Origin of the sequence: Eubacterium sp. AF36-5BH, assembly GCF_003460505.1 — a bacterium.
Lineage (GTDB): Bacteria > Bacillota > Clostridia > Lachnospirales > Lachnospiraceae > Eubacterium_G.
Genome location: NZ_QTVG01000009.1, coordinates 88,162 through 103,656 on the forward strand (window position 1 = coordinate 88,162; position 15,495 = coordinate 103,656).

Genomic DNA, 15,495 nt, shown 5'->3' on the forward strand with positions numbered 1-15,495 from the left:
ATTTTTGGGGAAACGTTTTTCGTTCTTTTGTATATTTTTTAGATATTTTTTTGTCTTTTCTTGTCTATTTTTTCATTTTGTTTTAACGAAAAAAGCCTGCGCATCTATTACTATTAGATACGCAGGCTATTTAAGCTTAATATACTATTCTATTGTTCTCTAGAGTTATTTCCAAAATACCAGCATCTGTTTAATATAATAAAACAGTACTGGCGAATCATATTTTATATCGCTCCATTCCGGAGAGATTGCAACCATGGCTGTTATTGCAAAAGATGCTATGGCAAGACCAATCATTATTTTTGTTACATATCTTTCAATGCCTTTTTCTCTCGCCTTGGAATACATGATAAGAACCACATATATAATAGGAAGAAAGAACATCCAGGCATAATCAATAGAATATCGAAGTGACGTTCCACCCATTGTGGTTGTTATATAACACATTGCGAAAGCAACTACCAAAGTTGTCATTACGAAGCCTCTGTTTCCTGTTTCTTTTACGATTCTTCTGCCGGTCCACGGAATCAGAGCAAGCAGCCACATAATAGGATAAGCAAATATTCCCATACAAGCCATGCTGTAGAAGAAGCCCATGTAATTACTACCTGTCATTGTCGGATTTAAGTATGGAAAAACCGAACTTACGCTTGGTGGCATTAACAAGCCTTTGCTTATTGCCACAGGAAGTTTTCCAATATCCGTTATATGGTAGTAACTTGTATCGTACACAGTTAATTGATACTTTGCTCCAAACTCTGTAATACTTCCGAAACGAATATAATTGTAATACATTAGAGCAATTCCAATCACCAAATATGGCAAGGCAAATGTTATTATCTCTTTTATATTTTTTCTGGAAAATATTGCCTTAAAATAATTGCATTTTTTTTGTTCATTTCCACTTGTCTTTCCAACTTTATTTATTCTATTATATCCACCGTTTGTTGCCAGTCCATTTAGAACTATCGGCAAAATAATAATTGACGCCAACACAAAGTTTGGTCTGCAGCCTACTGCCAGTGCCATAAAAGTCGCTCCAAGCAGAAGCCTTTTCTTTTTTATTCCTTTTTCGGTAAAGGCATTAAGTATGCAATCAATCCCCATCAAAGCCGAGGCAAGTGCAGATATTGATGCCGCCTCATAGAACTTGCTTCCGTTAATACTATATAATAGGAAGGAGCTGCTAATGAAGCACACAACCAAACTTGCGATTACCCACACATTAACAGGCTTTTTCCAACGGTTGACTATCGTCATTATTAGATTGCACATAAGAAACATGCAAATAACGCACATCATTAATACATATATTTTCGTGCTAATCAGTGCGCCCGTTACCATATAAATAGGAAGATATACAAACAGCACAGGCACAACACCAAAGTAGCAATAATATTTTCCTTTGTAAAAAGCTCTGTCCCACTTGTATTTAATATTGCTTCTTTGCTTCCATTCGTATGGGTTCTTTAACTTGTTAAGTTGTTCAATCTGACTTTGCACAAAATAGGTTCCACTACTACTAACACCATTTATGTCTACTTTTCCATTTGCCAGCGCCACTGTTAATTCCTGATAAGCGTCCATATCGGTGCTAAAATCAAATCCGGTTAGCCGTCCTGCATAATCAAAACAAGCATTAGTCATGCCCGCTAGCAGAACCACAAATCCAACCTGAAGAATCATTATTGTAACGAGTATCTTCCTATTATAATGTATATTTTTTGTTTTATTTACAAACTCAACGCTTCCTGTGAATCTTATAAGGGTAAAAAGCATAATAAAAATCATCATAACTATAGTTCTAATAGCATTAAATTTGAAAGCCTTACTATAATTTACTTTCACATATATTTTACTTATAGAAGATTCTACCGGAACCTCTAAGGTTAGTTTTACAGAATCTGTTTTCCCTGCAAAATGAGTTTTTATATGTCCTGTAGATGCAAGTCCATTTACAAGTGTTACATTGCAGTCGGCTTTCGCGTATTCTACAGTGTTCGCCTCGTCCTTATAATAGACCTTACAGTCAGCAGTTTTCTCTGTCCCATCCATAGATAGGTCCAAATCTTTAATCGCACAGTCGGCATACACAATAACAGAATACAAACGTGTTTCCCCTTCCTTGCTTACTTCCACGTTTCCGTTTTTCGCCTTATTCTTTTCTACTATTTCATTGCTATCTGAAGTTACGGTGTTTCCAAGTGTATTAGTATCAAACATTACAGCAAACTTTGGATTATTGTTTTTCTCATAGCTTGTGAAATTAAAAGTAAAAATTTCCAATACCACTGCTGCAAGCAATGCCTGCACAACCCAGAACATATATCTGTTATATTTTTTTAGTTTAATTGATTTCTCTATTTTTCTGTTGAAAATTTTGATAATAAGAACCCCCAAGACAATTCCTATTAAGAACATTAAATATTGCATTTTTGCTCCTTATTGTTTCTGTAACAATTTTACTTTTGTTTGGATTTCCTACCCATTGTCATTCTATTGCTAATGTTTATTCTTTTGTTTCGTGATATTCTTTGTCTGTATTCACATTCCAAATATTGCTTTTGTCTTTAATATTATTCACAATATTTTTTACAGTTTCAAAAGATGTAACCATTGAATGATCCATATTGTTATATCTGTGCTGACCGTTTCGACCCACGCAATACAAATTGTCAAAAGTATTAAGGTAATCAATAATTTCATTCATATTTGCATAGCCATCAAAGTATGCCGGATAGGCTTTCTTGATTTTTTCTCTATGAGCATCAAGCACATCCGCTGTCTTAATCACGTCCATTTTGACCAGCTCATTAATTGCAAAATCAATACATTCCTTATCACTCATATTCCAGAATTCATCGCCTTCCCTGCAAAAATATTCCAGTCCTATCCAAACATATTTGTCCGGCTCCTGAACCATGTAAGGCGACCAGTTGTTAAACACCTGAATTCTTCCCAGCTTAACTCCTGTATCCTGAACATAAATCCAGCAATCAGGCACAATATTATTTAAAGTTTTTAATTTAGTTTCGTTTTTCAAATTTAATTTGTCTAAAAGCAAGCCAACTGTGACGAAATCCCTGAAAGGTAAATCTTTTGCTGACTCTTCAACTACCTGCGGTATTTCACTGCCCTTTATGCCTGCCACCAAGTCATTAACGGGCATTGAAGAAATAAAAATATTTCCTTCATATTCCACTGTCTGTCCGTTTTCTATGCAACAAACACTTTTTACTATATTATTTTCCGGATTATGCACTTCTCTGTTTTCCTGATTATGTACTCCGCTACTTTCCTTATTATGCGCTCCTTTGTTATCAGTTTTACCACCATCTTCCGTATTAATTGTTGTAACCTTGCTGTTAAAAACAATGGTACCGCCCATTTCTTCTATTTCTTTGGCAACCATTTCCCACAACTGGCCTGGTCCATATTTAGGATATATGTATTCTTCAATTAATGAAGTTTCTACTTTTTTGTTTTTTCCACTTGGCATAATCTTGCTGAATACATCTTTTAAAACAGCAGATATTGAAAGTCCTTTTACTCTTTGCGCTCCCCAATCTGCCGAGATTTCCCTAGGGTGTCGGCCCCAAAGTTTCTCTGTATAGCCTTCAAAAAACATAGAATACAAAACTCGTCCAAATCTGTTTATATAGAAATTTTCCAAATTATCTTCAGGCAGTTTTCTGAAAACGGAATGTAAATAACTAAAGCCAGCCTTCATAGTTGTAGCAAAGCCCATGTTCTTAATTGTCGCCCATTTAAGAGAGACCGGATAATCAAAGAAATGCTTTGCGTAATAAATTCTTGAAACTCTGTTTCTTACAAGCATTACCACATCTTCTTTTTCAGGATCAGGTCCGTTTGTAGCGTAGCTTTTTTCTCTTCCTAAAACCTTATCGTCGTATGATGGTTTCCCCTGTATTGGCATTATATTGTTCCACCAATTATTTACTCTGTCATCTTTGGAGAAAAATCTATGGCCACCAATGTCCATTCTGTTTCCTTTATATTTTACAGTCTGTGAAATTCCCCCTATTCTGTCCGTTTCCTCCAGAATAGTAACTTCATATCCTTTTTGTTTTAATAGTTCGTATCCTGCTGTAAGTCCTGCCGGGCCTGCACCAATAATAATTACTTTTTTCATTTTACTCTCCAGTCTTTTCTTCACTTTGTCATTGTTTGCACACAACTCTATAATTTTATCATATTTCGTATTTATTTACTAGCAAAAGAAAAAGTCGAACCTCAACAAGAGATTCGACTTTCTTAAACTGCGGGTGACAGGACTTGAACCTGCACGGTCTCCCACTAGAACCTAAATCTAGCGCGTCTGCCAATTCCGCCACACCCGCGGATATTAACTTGTGCACATTAGTACATGAACCTTAATTGCTTCACAGTAGCTTATGCGCTGGTATTTGCATACCCTGTTAAAATCAAAAGGTGCAAGTAAAACTTGCACCCTAGTGAGCCACTGGGGAATCGAACCCCAGACAACTTGATTAAAAGTCAAGTGCTCTACCATCTGAGCTAGTGGCCCGTATTAATTATTTTTCTTAATGAGTCTAACCCATCTAACTGGGCTAGCTGGATTCGAACCAGCGAGTGCAGGAGTCAAAGTCCTGTGCCTTACCGCTTGGCGATAGCCCATTGTGTAAGGTGGCTAGAGGGATTCGAACCCTCGGCCTCCAGAGCCACAATCTGGCGCGCTAACCAACTGCGCTATAGCCACCATGCCATGCTCTGGTTTAATCCAGAAGTGTGCCCAAAGGGATTCGAACCCCCGACCCACGGCTTAGAAGGCCGTTGCTCTATCCAGCTGAGCTATGGACACATACCCCATATAACTATTGCTATATAGAAGCGGGTGATGGGAATCGAACCCACATATCCAGCTTGGAAGGCTGGTGTTCTACCACTGAACTACACCCGCAAAACATCGGGGTGACAGGATTCGAACCTGCGACCTCCTGATCCCAAATCAGGCGCTCTAGCCAAGCTGAGCCACACCCCGTTCTGTGTTTTTGTGTCGCCTTGTGTTTCACAACGCAAGAGTAATTATAGGGTAAGTGCCAAATAAAGTCAAGCGTTTTTTTAATTTTTTTTCAAAAATTTTTTTAACCTGATTTCTACGGCTAAACATACTGTATTCTAACGTCCAATTTTCCACTGTCATCTACCGTCAAAATTCCATAAGTTGGCTTGTGATTTAATTGTCTTGGTTGGCTCACACTGCCCGGATTTACTACGATTATGCCACCATAGACAGAATTTGCCGGATAATGAGTGTGACCATACATTGCAATTTTGCAGCCCTCTTCTTCTGCTGCGTAACATAATTTTTCCACGCCAAAATTTACACCAAAACAATGCCCATGAGTTATAAAAATTTTATTTTTTTCAACTTCTACAACATCAAAAAGTGGATTTTCTGACATTAAATCACAATTTCCTCTTACACATTTTATTTCACATTTGCAAATTTCTTTTAGTAAATCATCCTGTCCAATTAAATCCCCAAGATGAATTACCATATCATAATTTTTCTCTTTTTCAACAATTTTTCTAACATTATCTAAATTTCCATGTGAGTCGCTAATAATTATTACCTTTTTCATAATCTTAAAGTTTTCCTTTCAAAATTTCTTTCATTTGTTCTAATGCTTTTCCCCTGTGACTAATACTGTTTTTTAATTCAGGAGTCATTTCGCCTGTTGTCATCTCAAATTCAGGCACATAAACAATTGGATCATATCCGAATCCGTTTGTTCCTTTTTGCTCGTATGTAATCAAACCTTCAATTACGCCCTTACAGGTCGAAATTTCGCCATTTGGGAAAGCTACAGCCATGGCACAAACAAATCTTGCACTACGCTCTTTTCCCTTTGCATCTTTTAATTTTTCGATAATATAGTTATTTTTTATATCGTAGCTGGTGTCTTCCCCTAAAAATCTTGCAGAATAAATTCCCGGAGCCCCATCTAAATAATCTACTTCTAACCCTGAGTCATCGGCAATTGCGATTTCTCCTGTTATTTCCATTATCGTTTTCGCCTTAATAATGGCATTTTCCTCAAAAGTTGTCCCGTCTTCCACAATGTCAACATCCACTCCTGCTTCTTTCATTGTGCAAAGTTCTACATCCAGTCCATCCATCATCATTCTTACTTCACGAACTTTATTTTCGTTTGTAGTTGCAAAAATTATCTTTTTCATGCTTTGTTCCTTTCTCGTATTATACGTATTGCCACCGTCTTTAAATCAGTGACATTTGTCAGAAACAAAGGGAACTAGGTTCATTTTGTTTCTTTCTATGTAGCAATTATGTATATTAAAGCTTTTAACACGTAATATTTCGTCCAAAATTGCTCATATCACGTGTTTTTTTACTTTATTCTAACAGTTTTGTACATAATGTGTTCCAGCCTGTTTTGCGGTTTATATTTGGGGAATATCCCCGGTTAATTTGCCCCATAGGCTTTTAAACATATATTACAACCCTGATTTTCGGCAGACTGCCAATTAACACCACTGGAGCTAAAATAGCCCTCCCCATCTGTTAGGTCTACCTTCCCTTCCATTGATTTTGTTTGCATTTCCACCGGTATCAACTTAAATACATTATCATTGTTATTGTTGGTTACTTTTATAATAATGGCAAATTTCTGATTTTTCTTCACAGCATATTCTTTGTCCAGCTCAATTGTGTAAAAGCCTTTATTTGTCAATTTTCCCCTTGCTGCAACATGACTACGCTCGTTTAATGAAGCATTATTTTTGTAGTCTGTGCATACAAATACTTCATATTTCAAATTAGTATCTGTGCCGTAAAAACCAACCGACTTAATTTTATCGTCAGCCTTTGCCTTAAAAACATTTGAAAAATACACTGTAGGCTCATTTTGAAAGCCCATGGTTCCCGTCCAGCCACACAAATCGCTTTGGTATATACTCTTGTAATTATCAGTGTCTTCTACTTTTGTGTAACAAACGTTATTTTTTCCAATAAGGTCATCATAATAAGAAACGTAAAAAGTTCCCTTATAGCCAAAATCTTCTCCCCAACTGTTCATGCAAATAAAAGCCCCGTCACCTTTTATTGACGTATCATTAAACAATTCTTTTGAATAATTATCATCCCAGCCAATTATTACAACATCGTGATTTGGCTTATTATTTCCCTTGTAACAATAGGCATGTTCTGTCTCGTTATAATAAACTGACGACATATCAGCATTACTCATTGACATGTACATTGAAGTTTCAACACCGCCATATTTGTAAACCATTTCTTTTATCTGTTCGTAATCCTTTTCGGGAATAATTTGAGCCTCCTGAACATGCTTTACAACTTTGGCATTCTTGTTGTAAGTTTCATTTCCATATTTGTCGTCTTTTTCTAAAACAGGGCCTTTCCATGCCATTAAATATGACATTGCCATCATATAGTCACCCCCGTCCTGAATGTCATTTCCTAAGTCATTATTGTATACCAAATTATTCTCAGAAAAATCCAATTTTTCTTCAGGCATAAGTGATGTTTCAAGAGCCGTCAAAGTTGCAAAAGCCCAACATGTTCCATAATTTCCCTGGTCCTTAACTTCCACCGCTCTCTTTTTGTCAATGTAACTATATCTTGCAGGTAGCTTTGAATCCTTCACTGCCCTGTCATTCATAAACGCCTTATTTAGATGGCTGTCCCATGTATATTTATAATTAAAATAATCCTTAAAAATATTTGCAGGTATGTAAACTGTTCCATTTTTTCTTACGACTTTATCCTGTAATTTGTACTGGTTGTCGTTAAAAATTATTGTGTCTTTTCCAATATACATAACCGCAATGTTTCTGCCTTTTTCAACTATTACCCTTTTGTTATCATAAATATTTTGGGAACAGTCAAAAACATCCATTATTATATTAATTGGAATCATCAGATTCATGTTGTCACTCATATAAAGCGTATAATCTTTCGATTCTATTTTTTTATTATCAACCTGTAAATTAATTACTTTTTTGTTGGAGCTTTTTGCCATTACGGCATTCCAATTTTTTATTTTAGCTTTTTCATAATCTGCTGAATTTCTTTCAACAGTACCGCTTGTAATTATAAAATTAGCAATTCCGATAATACAAACCAGTCCAATTCCCCAAATAATTAATTTAATTATTTTCTTTCTTTTCATTCACTTTTCCTTTTTTAGGTGGTTTTGGTCCCATAAACTGGTAGAAATATGTTTTCAACATTCCATTATATATCTTACGGTTTTTAGTTGCTTTTATTCCCATATCCTTTTCTGCATCCTCGTAAGATGTAATAATAAACGCAGACCAACTGTCCAAACTCTTGTATCTTTCCCCTATGGTTCTGTAAAGTGGTTTCAAAGCAGACTTCTCCTCAAGTCTTTCGCCGTAAGGAGGGTTTGTAATTATAAATCCATATTTCTTGCTGTGACTTAATTTTTCCACAGGTCTTGTCTGAAAATGAATTAAATGGTCCACACCTGCATTTTCTGCATTTTTACGTGAATATTCCACCATTTCCTTATCAATATCGTACCCCTGAATGTCTACCTGTATATCATCGTCAATTAAATCATTTGCCTCATTAATTGCCTGATACCAGTCTTTTTTGTCTATAATATTTGTCCATTCTTCTGCTGTAAATTCCCTATTCATTCCAGGGGCAATGTTAGCTGCAATCATGGCTGCCTCAATTGGAAATGTTCCACATCCACAAAAAGGATCAACTAAAATTCTATCCTTGTGCCATGGAGTAAGCATAATAAGAGCTGCTGCTAATGTCTCTGAAATAGGTGCCTTAGCTGTGTACTTTCTATAACCTCGCTTGTGCAACGACTCACCTGTACTGTCAAGGGCAATAATTGCCTCATCCTTGTAAAAGAATACTCTAATTGGGTACTCACTTCCATCTTCGTCAAACCAATTTACTTTATAGTCTATTTTCAGACTTTCAACAATTGCCTTCTTCACAATTCTCTGTATGTCTGAAGGGCTAAAAAGTTTGCTCTTTACAGTACTTGCTTTCTTAACCCAGAACTTTCCGTCTGCTGGAATAAAATCTGACCAATTAAGCTTTTTTACTTCCTCAAACAGTTGATCATAACTTGTTGCCTTAACTCTTCCAATTTGAATTAAAACACGTTCTGCCGTCCGCAAAAAAACGTTTGATCTGCAAATTGCAAGGCTGTCACCTTTGTATGTGATTCTGCCATCTTCAACCTTGATTATTTCATATCCTAAATCTAAAATTTCTCTTTTTAATACTGATTCAACACCAAAATGACATGGTGCTACTAATGTTAAATTATCCATTTATCTTCCTATCTTTGTTGTATTTTTTTAATTGCCTATTAACTTTTTTTCGCTACTTCTTCAATAATAATAACAATAGTTTGCGATGTCAACTTTAACAGCCGAAGTGACATTCTCTTACAGCCACAATAACATTCCGCAACAATGCAGGAACATTATTCCCATGAACCACAATAGTATCATTCCTTAATCCTGCCTATATTTAGTAACCCAAGTTCTACTTTTACTCCTTGTAACCGCCCACAACAGCCAGTACCTTATATCCGCAATCTGATAATTCACTTGCCAGTTTGAAACTTAGACTACCTCTTCTGCAATATAGAATCCATGTGTAATCTTTCTTATTGTACTGTGCTATTTTTTCAACTGTTGGATTCGGAACGTTAATGGCATTGTCAACGTGTGAGTAATAGAATTCCTGGGGACTTCTCAAATCTGCGACAATATATTTTTCTTCCATCGCTCTGGTTCGTGCTTCTTCTAATGATATATAATTGAATTTTCCCATGTTCATATCCACTAATAATTTATATAACTATTATATTTCAAAATTCAACAAAGTTGCCTGACCATTTGGCATTTGGCATTTTATATTTACTGTTGTACTTTATTTCCCAGTACGTAAAAAGAAAACCTACAACCTGTTAAAGATTGTAGGCTTTCTTTTGTTATCTACAGTTCTTGCAATCACTTGCATCATCTGATGCTTCATCATTGTAACTATCTGTTGATGCCTTGTTGCCATAATCATTCTTTGCTGATTCTGATGAATAAGAATTCTTGCTTGAATTTTTAGCTGAGTTCTTACTTGAAGCTTTGTTTGTATCAGCTTCATTTACAGAATCATTACAATCATACGCATTCTTTGAACTTGAATATTTCTTTGCCATAATAACCTCCTAAAAAAATGTTTAATACATTTTGCATTAGATATTATGGTTACATATTTCTTTTTTATTCATGCTATAATTGCAAAACTGTTTTCCCCCATTATTTTTTCCTTTTTTCCTTTTAGTTAGCACTTTCGGTTTTTCATACTTTTCTTTTTGTTGTTTTCTTCATTTTTATTTTTCATACTTTTTTGTTATTAAGTTTTTCATATTTTTATCATTTCTTTTTGTTCTGCATTTCCAATGTCAGCAATCTTAATTTTCCTGGAAGCCTGTTTCTTTATGAACTGACTAATACCGCTTGTTCTGTATGCTGCAATTCATATTACAATCAGCATTAAAATAATGAATAATTTTTAAAATCTTCTTTTCTTGCGGCGTCGTCTTCGGCGGATGCCTCCACCAAAGATTTCGCCTCTTGAACTTTGACTATAATATGTGTGGTCCATTAATGTTCTCCAATTAAAGTTTATCGTTTTTCTCTACCGTTTTTATCTGCCTTATTATTTTTCTAAATTATCTGTATTCAATTACAGTTTACTTATTTCTAATTGCCTCGATTGGTTTCTTTGATGCAATCCTGTAAACCGGTATGAAACTTGCAACTACTGCAACACCTATACTAATAATGAATAATAGTGCAATCTGTCTTATACCAAAATTCAAAACAGTAATTAAAATTCCTACCCTGCTTCTAAACAAGCCGTTTAAAATTGCTGTTCCAACTCCCGTTGCTGTACATGCTAATACAAAATTAACCATTGCAATAACAAAACTTTCTGCAAAGAAAATTCTGAATACATCATTACTTCTTGCACCAATGGCTCTTAAAATACCAATTTCCTGCTTCTTGTATGAAATACTTGTTGCAATAAAATTAGAAAGCATAATCATTGCAAACAAGGCAAATCCAAGTCCCACATAGAAAAATACCTTTGACATTACTTTTAAAATTTCATCAACTGTATCTAATTCGTATGTTACCGAGTTCTGCATCTGGTATTTAACACCATCTCTAATTGTGTAGCAATATTTTACAATATCTTCTATATCAGAAGTTTTTTTAGGCATTGCTGTTACTGCAAAATCATAATCACCTTTTCCTTTTGTCCACTCTTCGCTGTAACCAAATATATTCTCAGGAACAATGTAAACGCCCTGGTATTTATCTTCGCCCTTGCTATAATCTAAAACACCAACAACCTTACATTTTTCCAGATTCTTAGTATCCTCATCATCTCCTGTATAAACAGTAAAAGTATGTGTTTTTAAGTATTCTAATTTTTCTTTAAGAGTTGTCTCATCGTTTTCATCAAAAGTAAAGCTCTTAATATCAACAATTATTTCGTTGTTTGCAAGCTTATCTTTCTTTCCGTCAAGCCATGTAACATCATTTAAATCTATGTCGTCAATTGTTCCAATATACTCACCATCTACTGAAGCCTTATCATCAAATACATTTAAGTATGAGTTCATCATCTGAACAAAATTAGGAACATCGTTTTTGATTTCAGCAAACTTTTCGCTACTTACAACTGCCACAGATGAAAGACTGTACTGTTGAATTTTTCCAAGTTCATTTCCTAACGCATACAATGCTAAATTTTCTGCAGATGAATTTCCTTTTAAATCCCCTGACAAATCTTTGTATCTATTTAAATCAACCTGTGTATCAAAAATTCCCACAACTTTATATTTTGATTTTCCGATAGCAATTTCTTTTCCAACTAAATCATTGTAATCATTAATCTTTATTGTCTTATTTCCATTTACATAACCAGCTTTTTTGAAAGTTTCAAAAACATATTCACTTAACGCAATGTCGTTGTTCTTTCCTTCTGGTAGTTTTCCCGCAATCATTTTGTAGTTGTACTCTTTTAATTTCTTGTTATCAAGAGTAGTAAAACCTGACACTGAATTTGCATATGCACAATATGAATCATTTTTAGTTAATTTTACATTTGTGTCGATGTTACCTAAAGTCAATTCTTCACTTGGTGTTATAACCCCTGTGAAATTCAAACCTGTCTCTTTGTTGATTTTTTTCAAATCACCTTTTGATAAATAGTTTCCGTATTCGTTCCAATAGCTGTATGTGCCATCGCCTACTTTAATTGATTTGGAAACAGTAGCGTATTTTATTTTTGAATCAACAATTGATTTTGTACATGTTTTTATATGGTTATAATTTCCAAAAGTATCAGCTAAAGCAAACAATGTAAACGCCACAAATGACAGTAAAATTGTAATTGTCAATCTAATCTTTTTGTGTTTTAAACTACTTGCACCAATTTTAAATGCATTTTTCAAAGGTAGTTTAGATTTGATTAACTTAAATTCTCTGTCCTGATATTTAATTTTACTTTCGTCTGTTTTTACAAACTCTCCTGTGCTACCGCCCTGATTTTCGTTAGCAACCTTAATGTTTAAATTGCTATTAACTCTATCAATATATTCGTTAATTTTTATCCTGTCATCTTCAGTTAAATGATAGCCTTTTTTTACAACAACTGTTGTGTCGTTAAACTGTAAATTATCTTCATTTATTTTACGTTGCTTTGCTACAATCTTCACCGACTTTTCCATATCTTCAATGATATTTCCATCTGCCAATTCGATAATTCTATCACCATAAGTTTCAGCAAATTCTCTGTCATGTGATACAACAATTACCAGTTTTTCTTCTGACAATTTCTTTAATGTATCCAAAACCTGTTTTCCTGTTTTAGAATCCAAAGCTCCTGTAGGCTCATCTGCCATAATAATCTGTGGATTCTTTACCAAGGCTCTTGCTATAGCCACTCTCTGTTTCTGTCCACCTGACAATTCGTTTGGCTTTCTATCTCCGTACCCCTCTAAATCAACCTTTGTTAAAATTGAATTGATTTCTTCATCAGATGCTTTTCGTCCCTGAAGTTCAATTGCCAATGCAATGTTTGCTCCAACGGTAAATTCTTCTAAAACGTTGTATTCCTGAAAAATAAATCCAACGTATGTATTTCTGTAAGAATCGAAATGACTTTGGTTAAAGTCTTTAGATGAAACACCTTTAATAATTATTTCTCCTTCATCGTACTTATCCAAGCCACCTAATAAATTTAAAAGTGTAGATTTTCCACTTCCTGACTTTCCTAAAAGAAATACAAGTCCTTTCTCCGGGAACTTAATAGATACCCCGTTTAAAGCATTAACAGAAACACCTTTTTTTGTTTTGTATACTTTCTTTAAATTTTTTGTTTCTAGCATTATACTTCCCCTTTATTTTTTTCTTTTCCTCTATTGTATTACTCGTGTATTGATTGTACTATTCTGATTAATACAAATAGTTTATAACACATTTTATTCCCTCCGTCAACAAAGTTTTTGTTTTTTATTTTATAACTTAAGTATTTATTACATAAAAAAGAATGTCGCTTGCGACATTCCACACACCAAGTACGTGCCCTCCCACAACTATTTTCTTCTCGCACCAGTGCCCCTCCCTTGTGGAACGTTTTTATTTAATAAGAAATTCCTTTAGAATTTCTTATTAAACAAAAAAAGAGACTCAAATCATGAGTCTCTCTTATGTACGTGAAAGGATTCGAACCCTCGGCCTTCTGGTCCGTAGCCAGACGCTCTATCCAACTGAGCTACACGTACGCACAAGTCACATTTTAGCGACATTGCTTATTTTACATCATATCCTTTTCTCTGTCAACCAAAAATCAATAAAAATACGAAAAGGTTCAAAATAGGTAAATATATGAAAATTCGAGAAGTCCTAACTCAACCTTCATAAACTAAAACTTAATAAATATACGGACTTTTATCAACTATAATTTAATCTGACATGAAAAATAATATCAAAAGAATATGAACACTATTTTATTATATTCCAATTCAAATCTACTCTTGAATTAATACCCCTTACAGTTCCTCTATCAGAATACTGCCACATTTGAACATTTGGAATACCACCATCATAAAAATTCTTTGTATTATGTGTCCATCTTGCAAGCCATACTCCATAGTCAGATATCTTTTTGTAATACACTGAATATTTCAAAAAGTCCATGTAAGAATACACACTGGTATCATAGCCTCTATTTTCCAAATAATCGCAATATGTTTTGATTATATTTGTATTGGATTTCTTGTACTTTCGTTTATTTCTATATCCATTTTCAAAGTCAAAAGCGATTGGATAATCAATGTCGCCATAACTTTTTAGCATTTTATATGTAAACTTAGCTTCATTTTTTGCTTCCTTGTTATTGTCAGCATAACTATAAAGGTATAAACCTATCTTGATTCCATTTTTCTTTGCATTCTTATAATTGTAATCTAGCTGCTTATCAACAATGCCACCTTTTTTTGTTCCATAACCAAGTCTAATCATAGCAAAAGAAATTCCAGCTTTTTTAACTTTTTTCCAGTTAATTGTTCCATTATGATATGAAACATCTATACCTTTTAAATTACCGGTATAAGATGATTTTGTATAAGCACTTTTATAAATAGTATCGTTTATGTTTTCTACCACAGCAATTCTATACTGATACTTTTTTGACTTTGAAGCATCATAATCCTTATAGGAGCCGTTGTCATCTGCTAATTCCGTTATGTACTTCCACTTACCACCACTTTTTTTTCTATATAAAACATAACTTGACGCACTATCATTTAAATCCCATGTTACAAACTTATAGTCTTTAAAATCCACAACACTTACGTCCTTAACCCCTAGAGGTTTTGCAACTATTTCTGCTGAAACATACGAGTAATTTCCATAAGCTTTTTTGTTATGCTTTTTATACTTTAATGGTCTGATTTTATATGTATATTTTTCTCCTGTCTCTATATCATCATCTATGTATTCTAAAGAAGTAGTATAATCGACGTTTTTAAATGTTCCATTATTTACGCTTCTATAAACAATATATCTGTCATATTTCTTTTTAGACTTCCACTGAAGTTTTGTTCCCTTTGTTGTTGTAGAAAGCTTAGTAATTGTAACATTTGTCTTTAATTGTTTTCCATAAGCTTTTGCTGAAGTGCCAAACACTAAACATGTCATAGTTAGCACTCCGGCTGCCGTTGCAATTCTTCTTAATAGTTTATTTTTCATTTTTCTCTCCTAATTTATTAAAATAATTTACGTGTATTGGCGACAACTCGCATCCATAGTAGATTTTGTGTAACAATAAATTTTAGAGAATTTCCTATTACACAAAAAAGAGATATCACATAGGTGATATCTCTTATGCCGGTGACCGGA

Annotated in this window: 10 protein-coding genes and 8 tRNA genes; all 18 read right to left on the bottom strand. The window is 34.2% G+C overall.

Going from position 1 to position 15,495, the window contains the following annotated elements; translation table 11 throughout:
* Window positions 1-165: 165 nt before the first annotated feature.
* The gene (locus DW006_RS10205; RefSeq protein ID WP_118000314.1) at window positions 166-2,433 is read right to left on the bottom strand and encodes a hypothetical protein; all 2,268 of its coding nucleotides are present in this window, start codon (window positions 2,431-2,433) and stop codon (window positions 166-168) included.
* A gap of 76 nt (window positions 2,434-2,509) precedes the next feature.
* A complete protein-coding gene (locus DW006_RS10210; RefSeq protein ID WP_118000316.1) occupies window positions 2,510-4,153 on the bottom strand; it encodes an NAD(P)/FAD-dependent oxidoreductase in 1,644 nt (547 codons plus the stop codon).
* Between the two features lie 128 nt (window positions 4,154-4,281).
* Window positions 4,282-4,361 (bottom strand) — tRNA-Leu (locus DW006_RS10215).
* Window positions 4,362-4,476: 115 nt separating this feature from the next.
* Window positions 4,477-4,549 (bottom strand) — tRNA-Lys (locus tag DW006_RS10220).
* Window positions 4,550-4,587: 38 nt separating this feature from the next.
* Window positions 4,588-4,659 (bottom strand) — tRNA-Gln (locus DW006_RS10225).
* 8 nt (window positions 4,660-4,667) lie between these two features.
* Window positions 4,668-4,741 (bottom strand) — tRNA-His (locus DW006_RS10230).
* Between the two features lie 28 nt (window positions 4,742-4,769).
* Window positions 4,770-4,843, bottom strand: a tRNA-Arg gene (locus DW006_RS10235).
* A gap of 28 nt (window positions 4,844-4,871) precedes the next feature.
* A tRNA-Gly gene (locus DW006_RS10240) sits at window positions 4,872-4,942 on the bottom strand.
* Window positions 4,943-4,948: 6 nt separating this feature from the next.
* Window positions 4,949-5,023 (bottom strand) — tRNA-Pro (locus DW006_RS10245).
* 121 nt (window positions 5,024-5,144) lie between these two features.
* Window positions 5,145-5,627, bottom strand: coding sequence for a metallophosphoesterase (locus DW006_RS10250; RefSeq protein ID WP_118000318.1), 483 nt, complete (start codon window positions 5,625-5,627; stop codon window positions 5,145-5,147).
* Between the two features lie 4 nt (window positions 5,628-5,631).
* Entirely contained in the window at window positions 5,632-6,225 is a 594-nt protein-coding gene (locus tag DW006_RS10255; protein ID WP_118000320.1) for an XTP/dITP diphosphatase, read from the bottom strand.
* 245 nt (window positions 6,226-6,470) lie between these two features.
* A complete protein-coding gene (locus tag DW006_RS10260; RefSeq protein ID WP_118000322.1) occupies window positions 6,471-8,195 on the bottom strand; it encodes a lectin like domain-containing protein in 1,725 nt (574 codons plus the stop codon).
* On the bottom strand, window positions 8,173-9,345 hold the full coding sequence (locus DW006_RS10265) for a class I SAM-dependent RNA methyltransferase (protein ID WP_118000324.1): 1,173 nt from the start codon (window positions 9,343-9,345) through the stop codon (window positions 8,173-8,175). The genes DW006_RS10260 and DW006_RS10265 overlap by 23 nt, the downstream gene beginning before the upstream one ends.
* 223 nt (window positions 9,346-9,568) lie before the next feature.
* On the bottom strand, window positions 9,569-9,853 hold the full coding sequence (locus tag DW006_RS10270) for a rhodanese-like domain-containing protein (RefSeq protein ID WP_022164855.1): 285 nt from the start codon (window positions 9,851-9,853) through the stop codon (window positions 9,569-9,571).
* A gap of 160 nt (window positions 9,854-10,013) precedes the next feature.
* On the bottom strand, window positions 10,014-10,235 hold the full coding sequence (locus tag DW006_RS10275) for a hypothetical protein (protein WP_118000329.1): 222 nt from the start codon (window positions 10,233-10,235) through the stop codon (window positions 10,014-10,016).
* A gap of 537 nt (window positions 10,236-10,772) precedes the next feature.
* A complete protein-coding gene (locus tag DW006_RS10280; protein ID WP_118000331.1) occupies window positions 10,773-13,481 on the bottom strand; it encodes an ABC transporter ATP-binding protein/permease in 2,709 nt (902 codons plus the stop codon).
* Between the two features lie 322 nt (window positions 13,482-13,803).
* Window positions 13,804-13,877, bottom strand: a tRNA-Arg gene (locus DW006_RS10285).
* Between the two features lie 220 nt (window positions 13,878-14,097).
* Window positions 14,098-15,345 (bottom strand): GH25 family lysozyme, encoded by a 1,248-nt coding sequence (locus tag DW006_RS10290; RefSeq protein WP_118000333.1) that lies wholly within the window; start codon window positions 15,343-15,345, stop codon window positions 14,098-14,100.
* Between the last annotated feature and the right edge of the window lie 150 nt (window positions 15,346-15,495).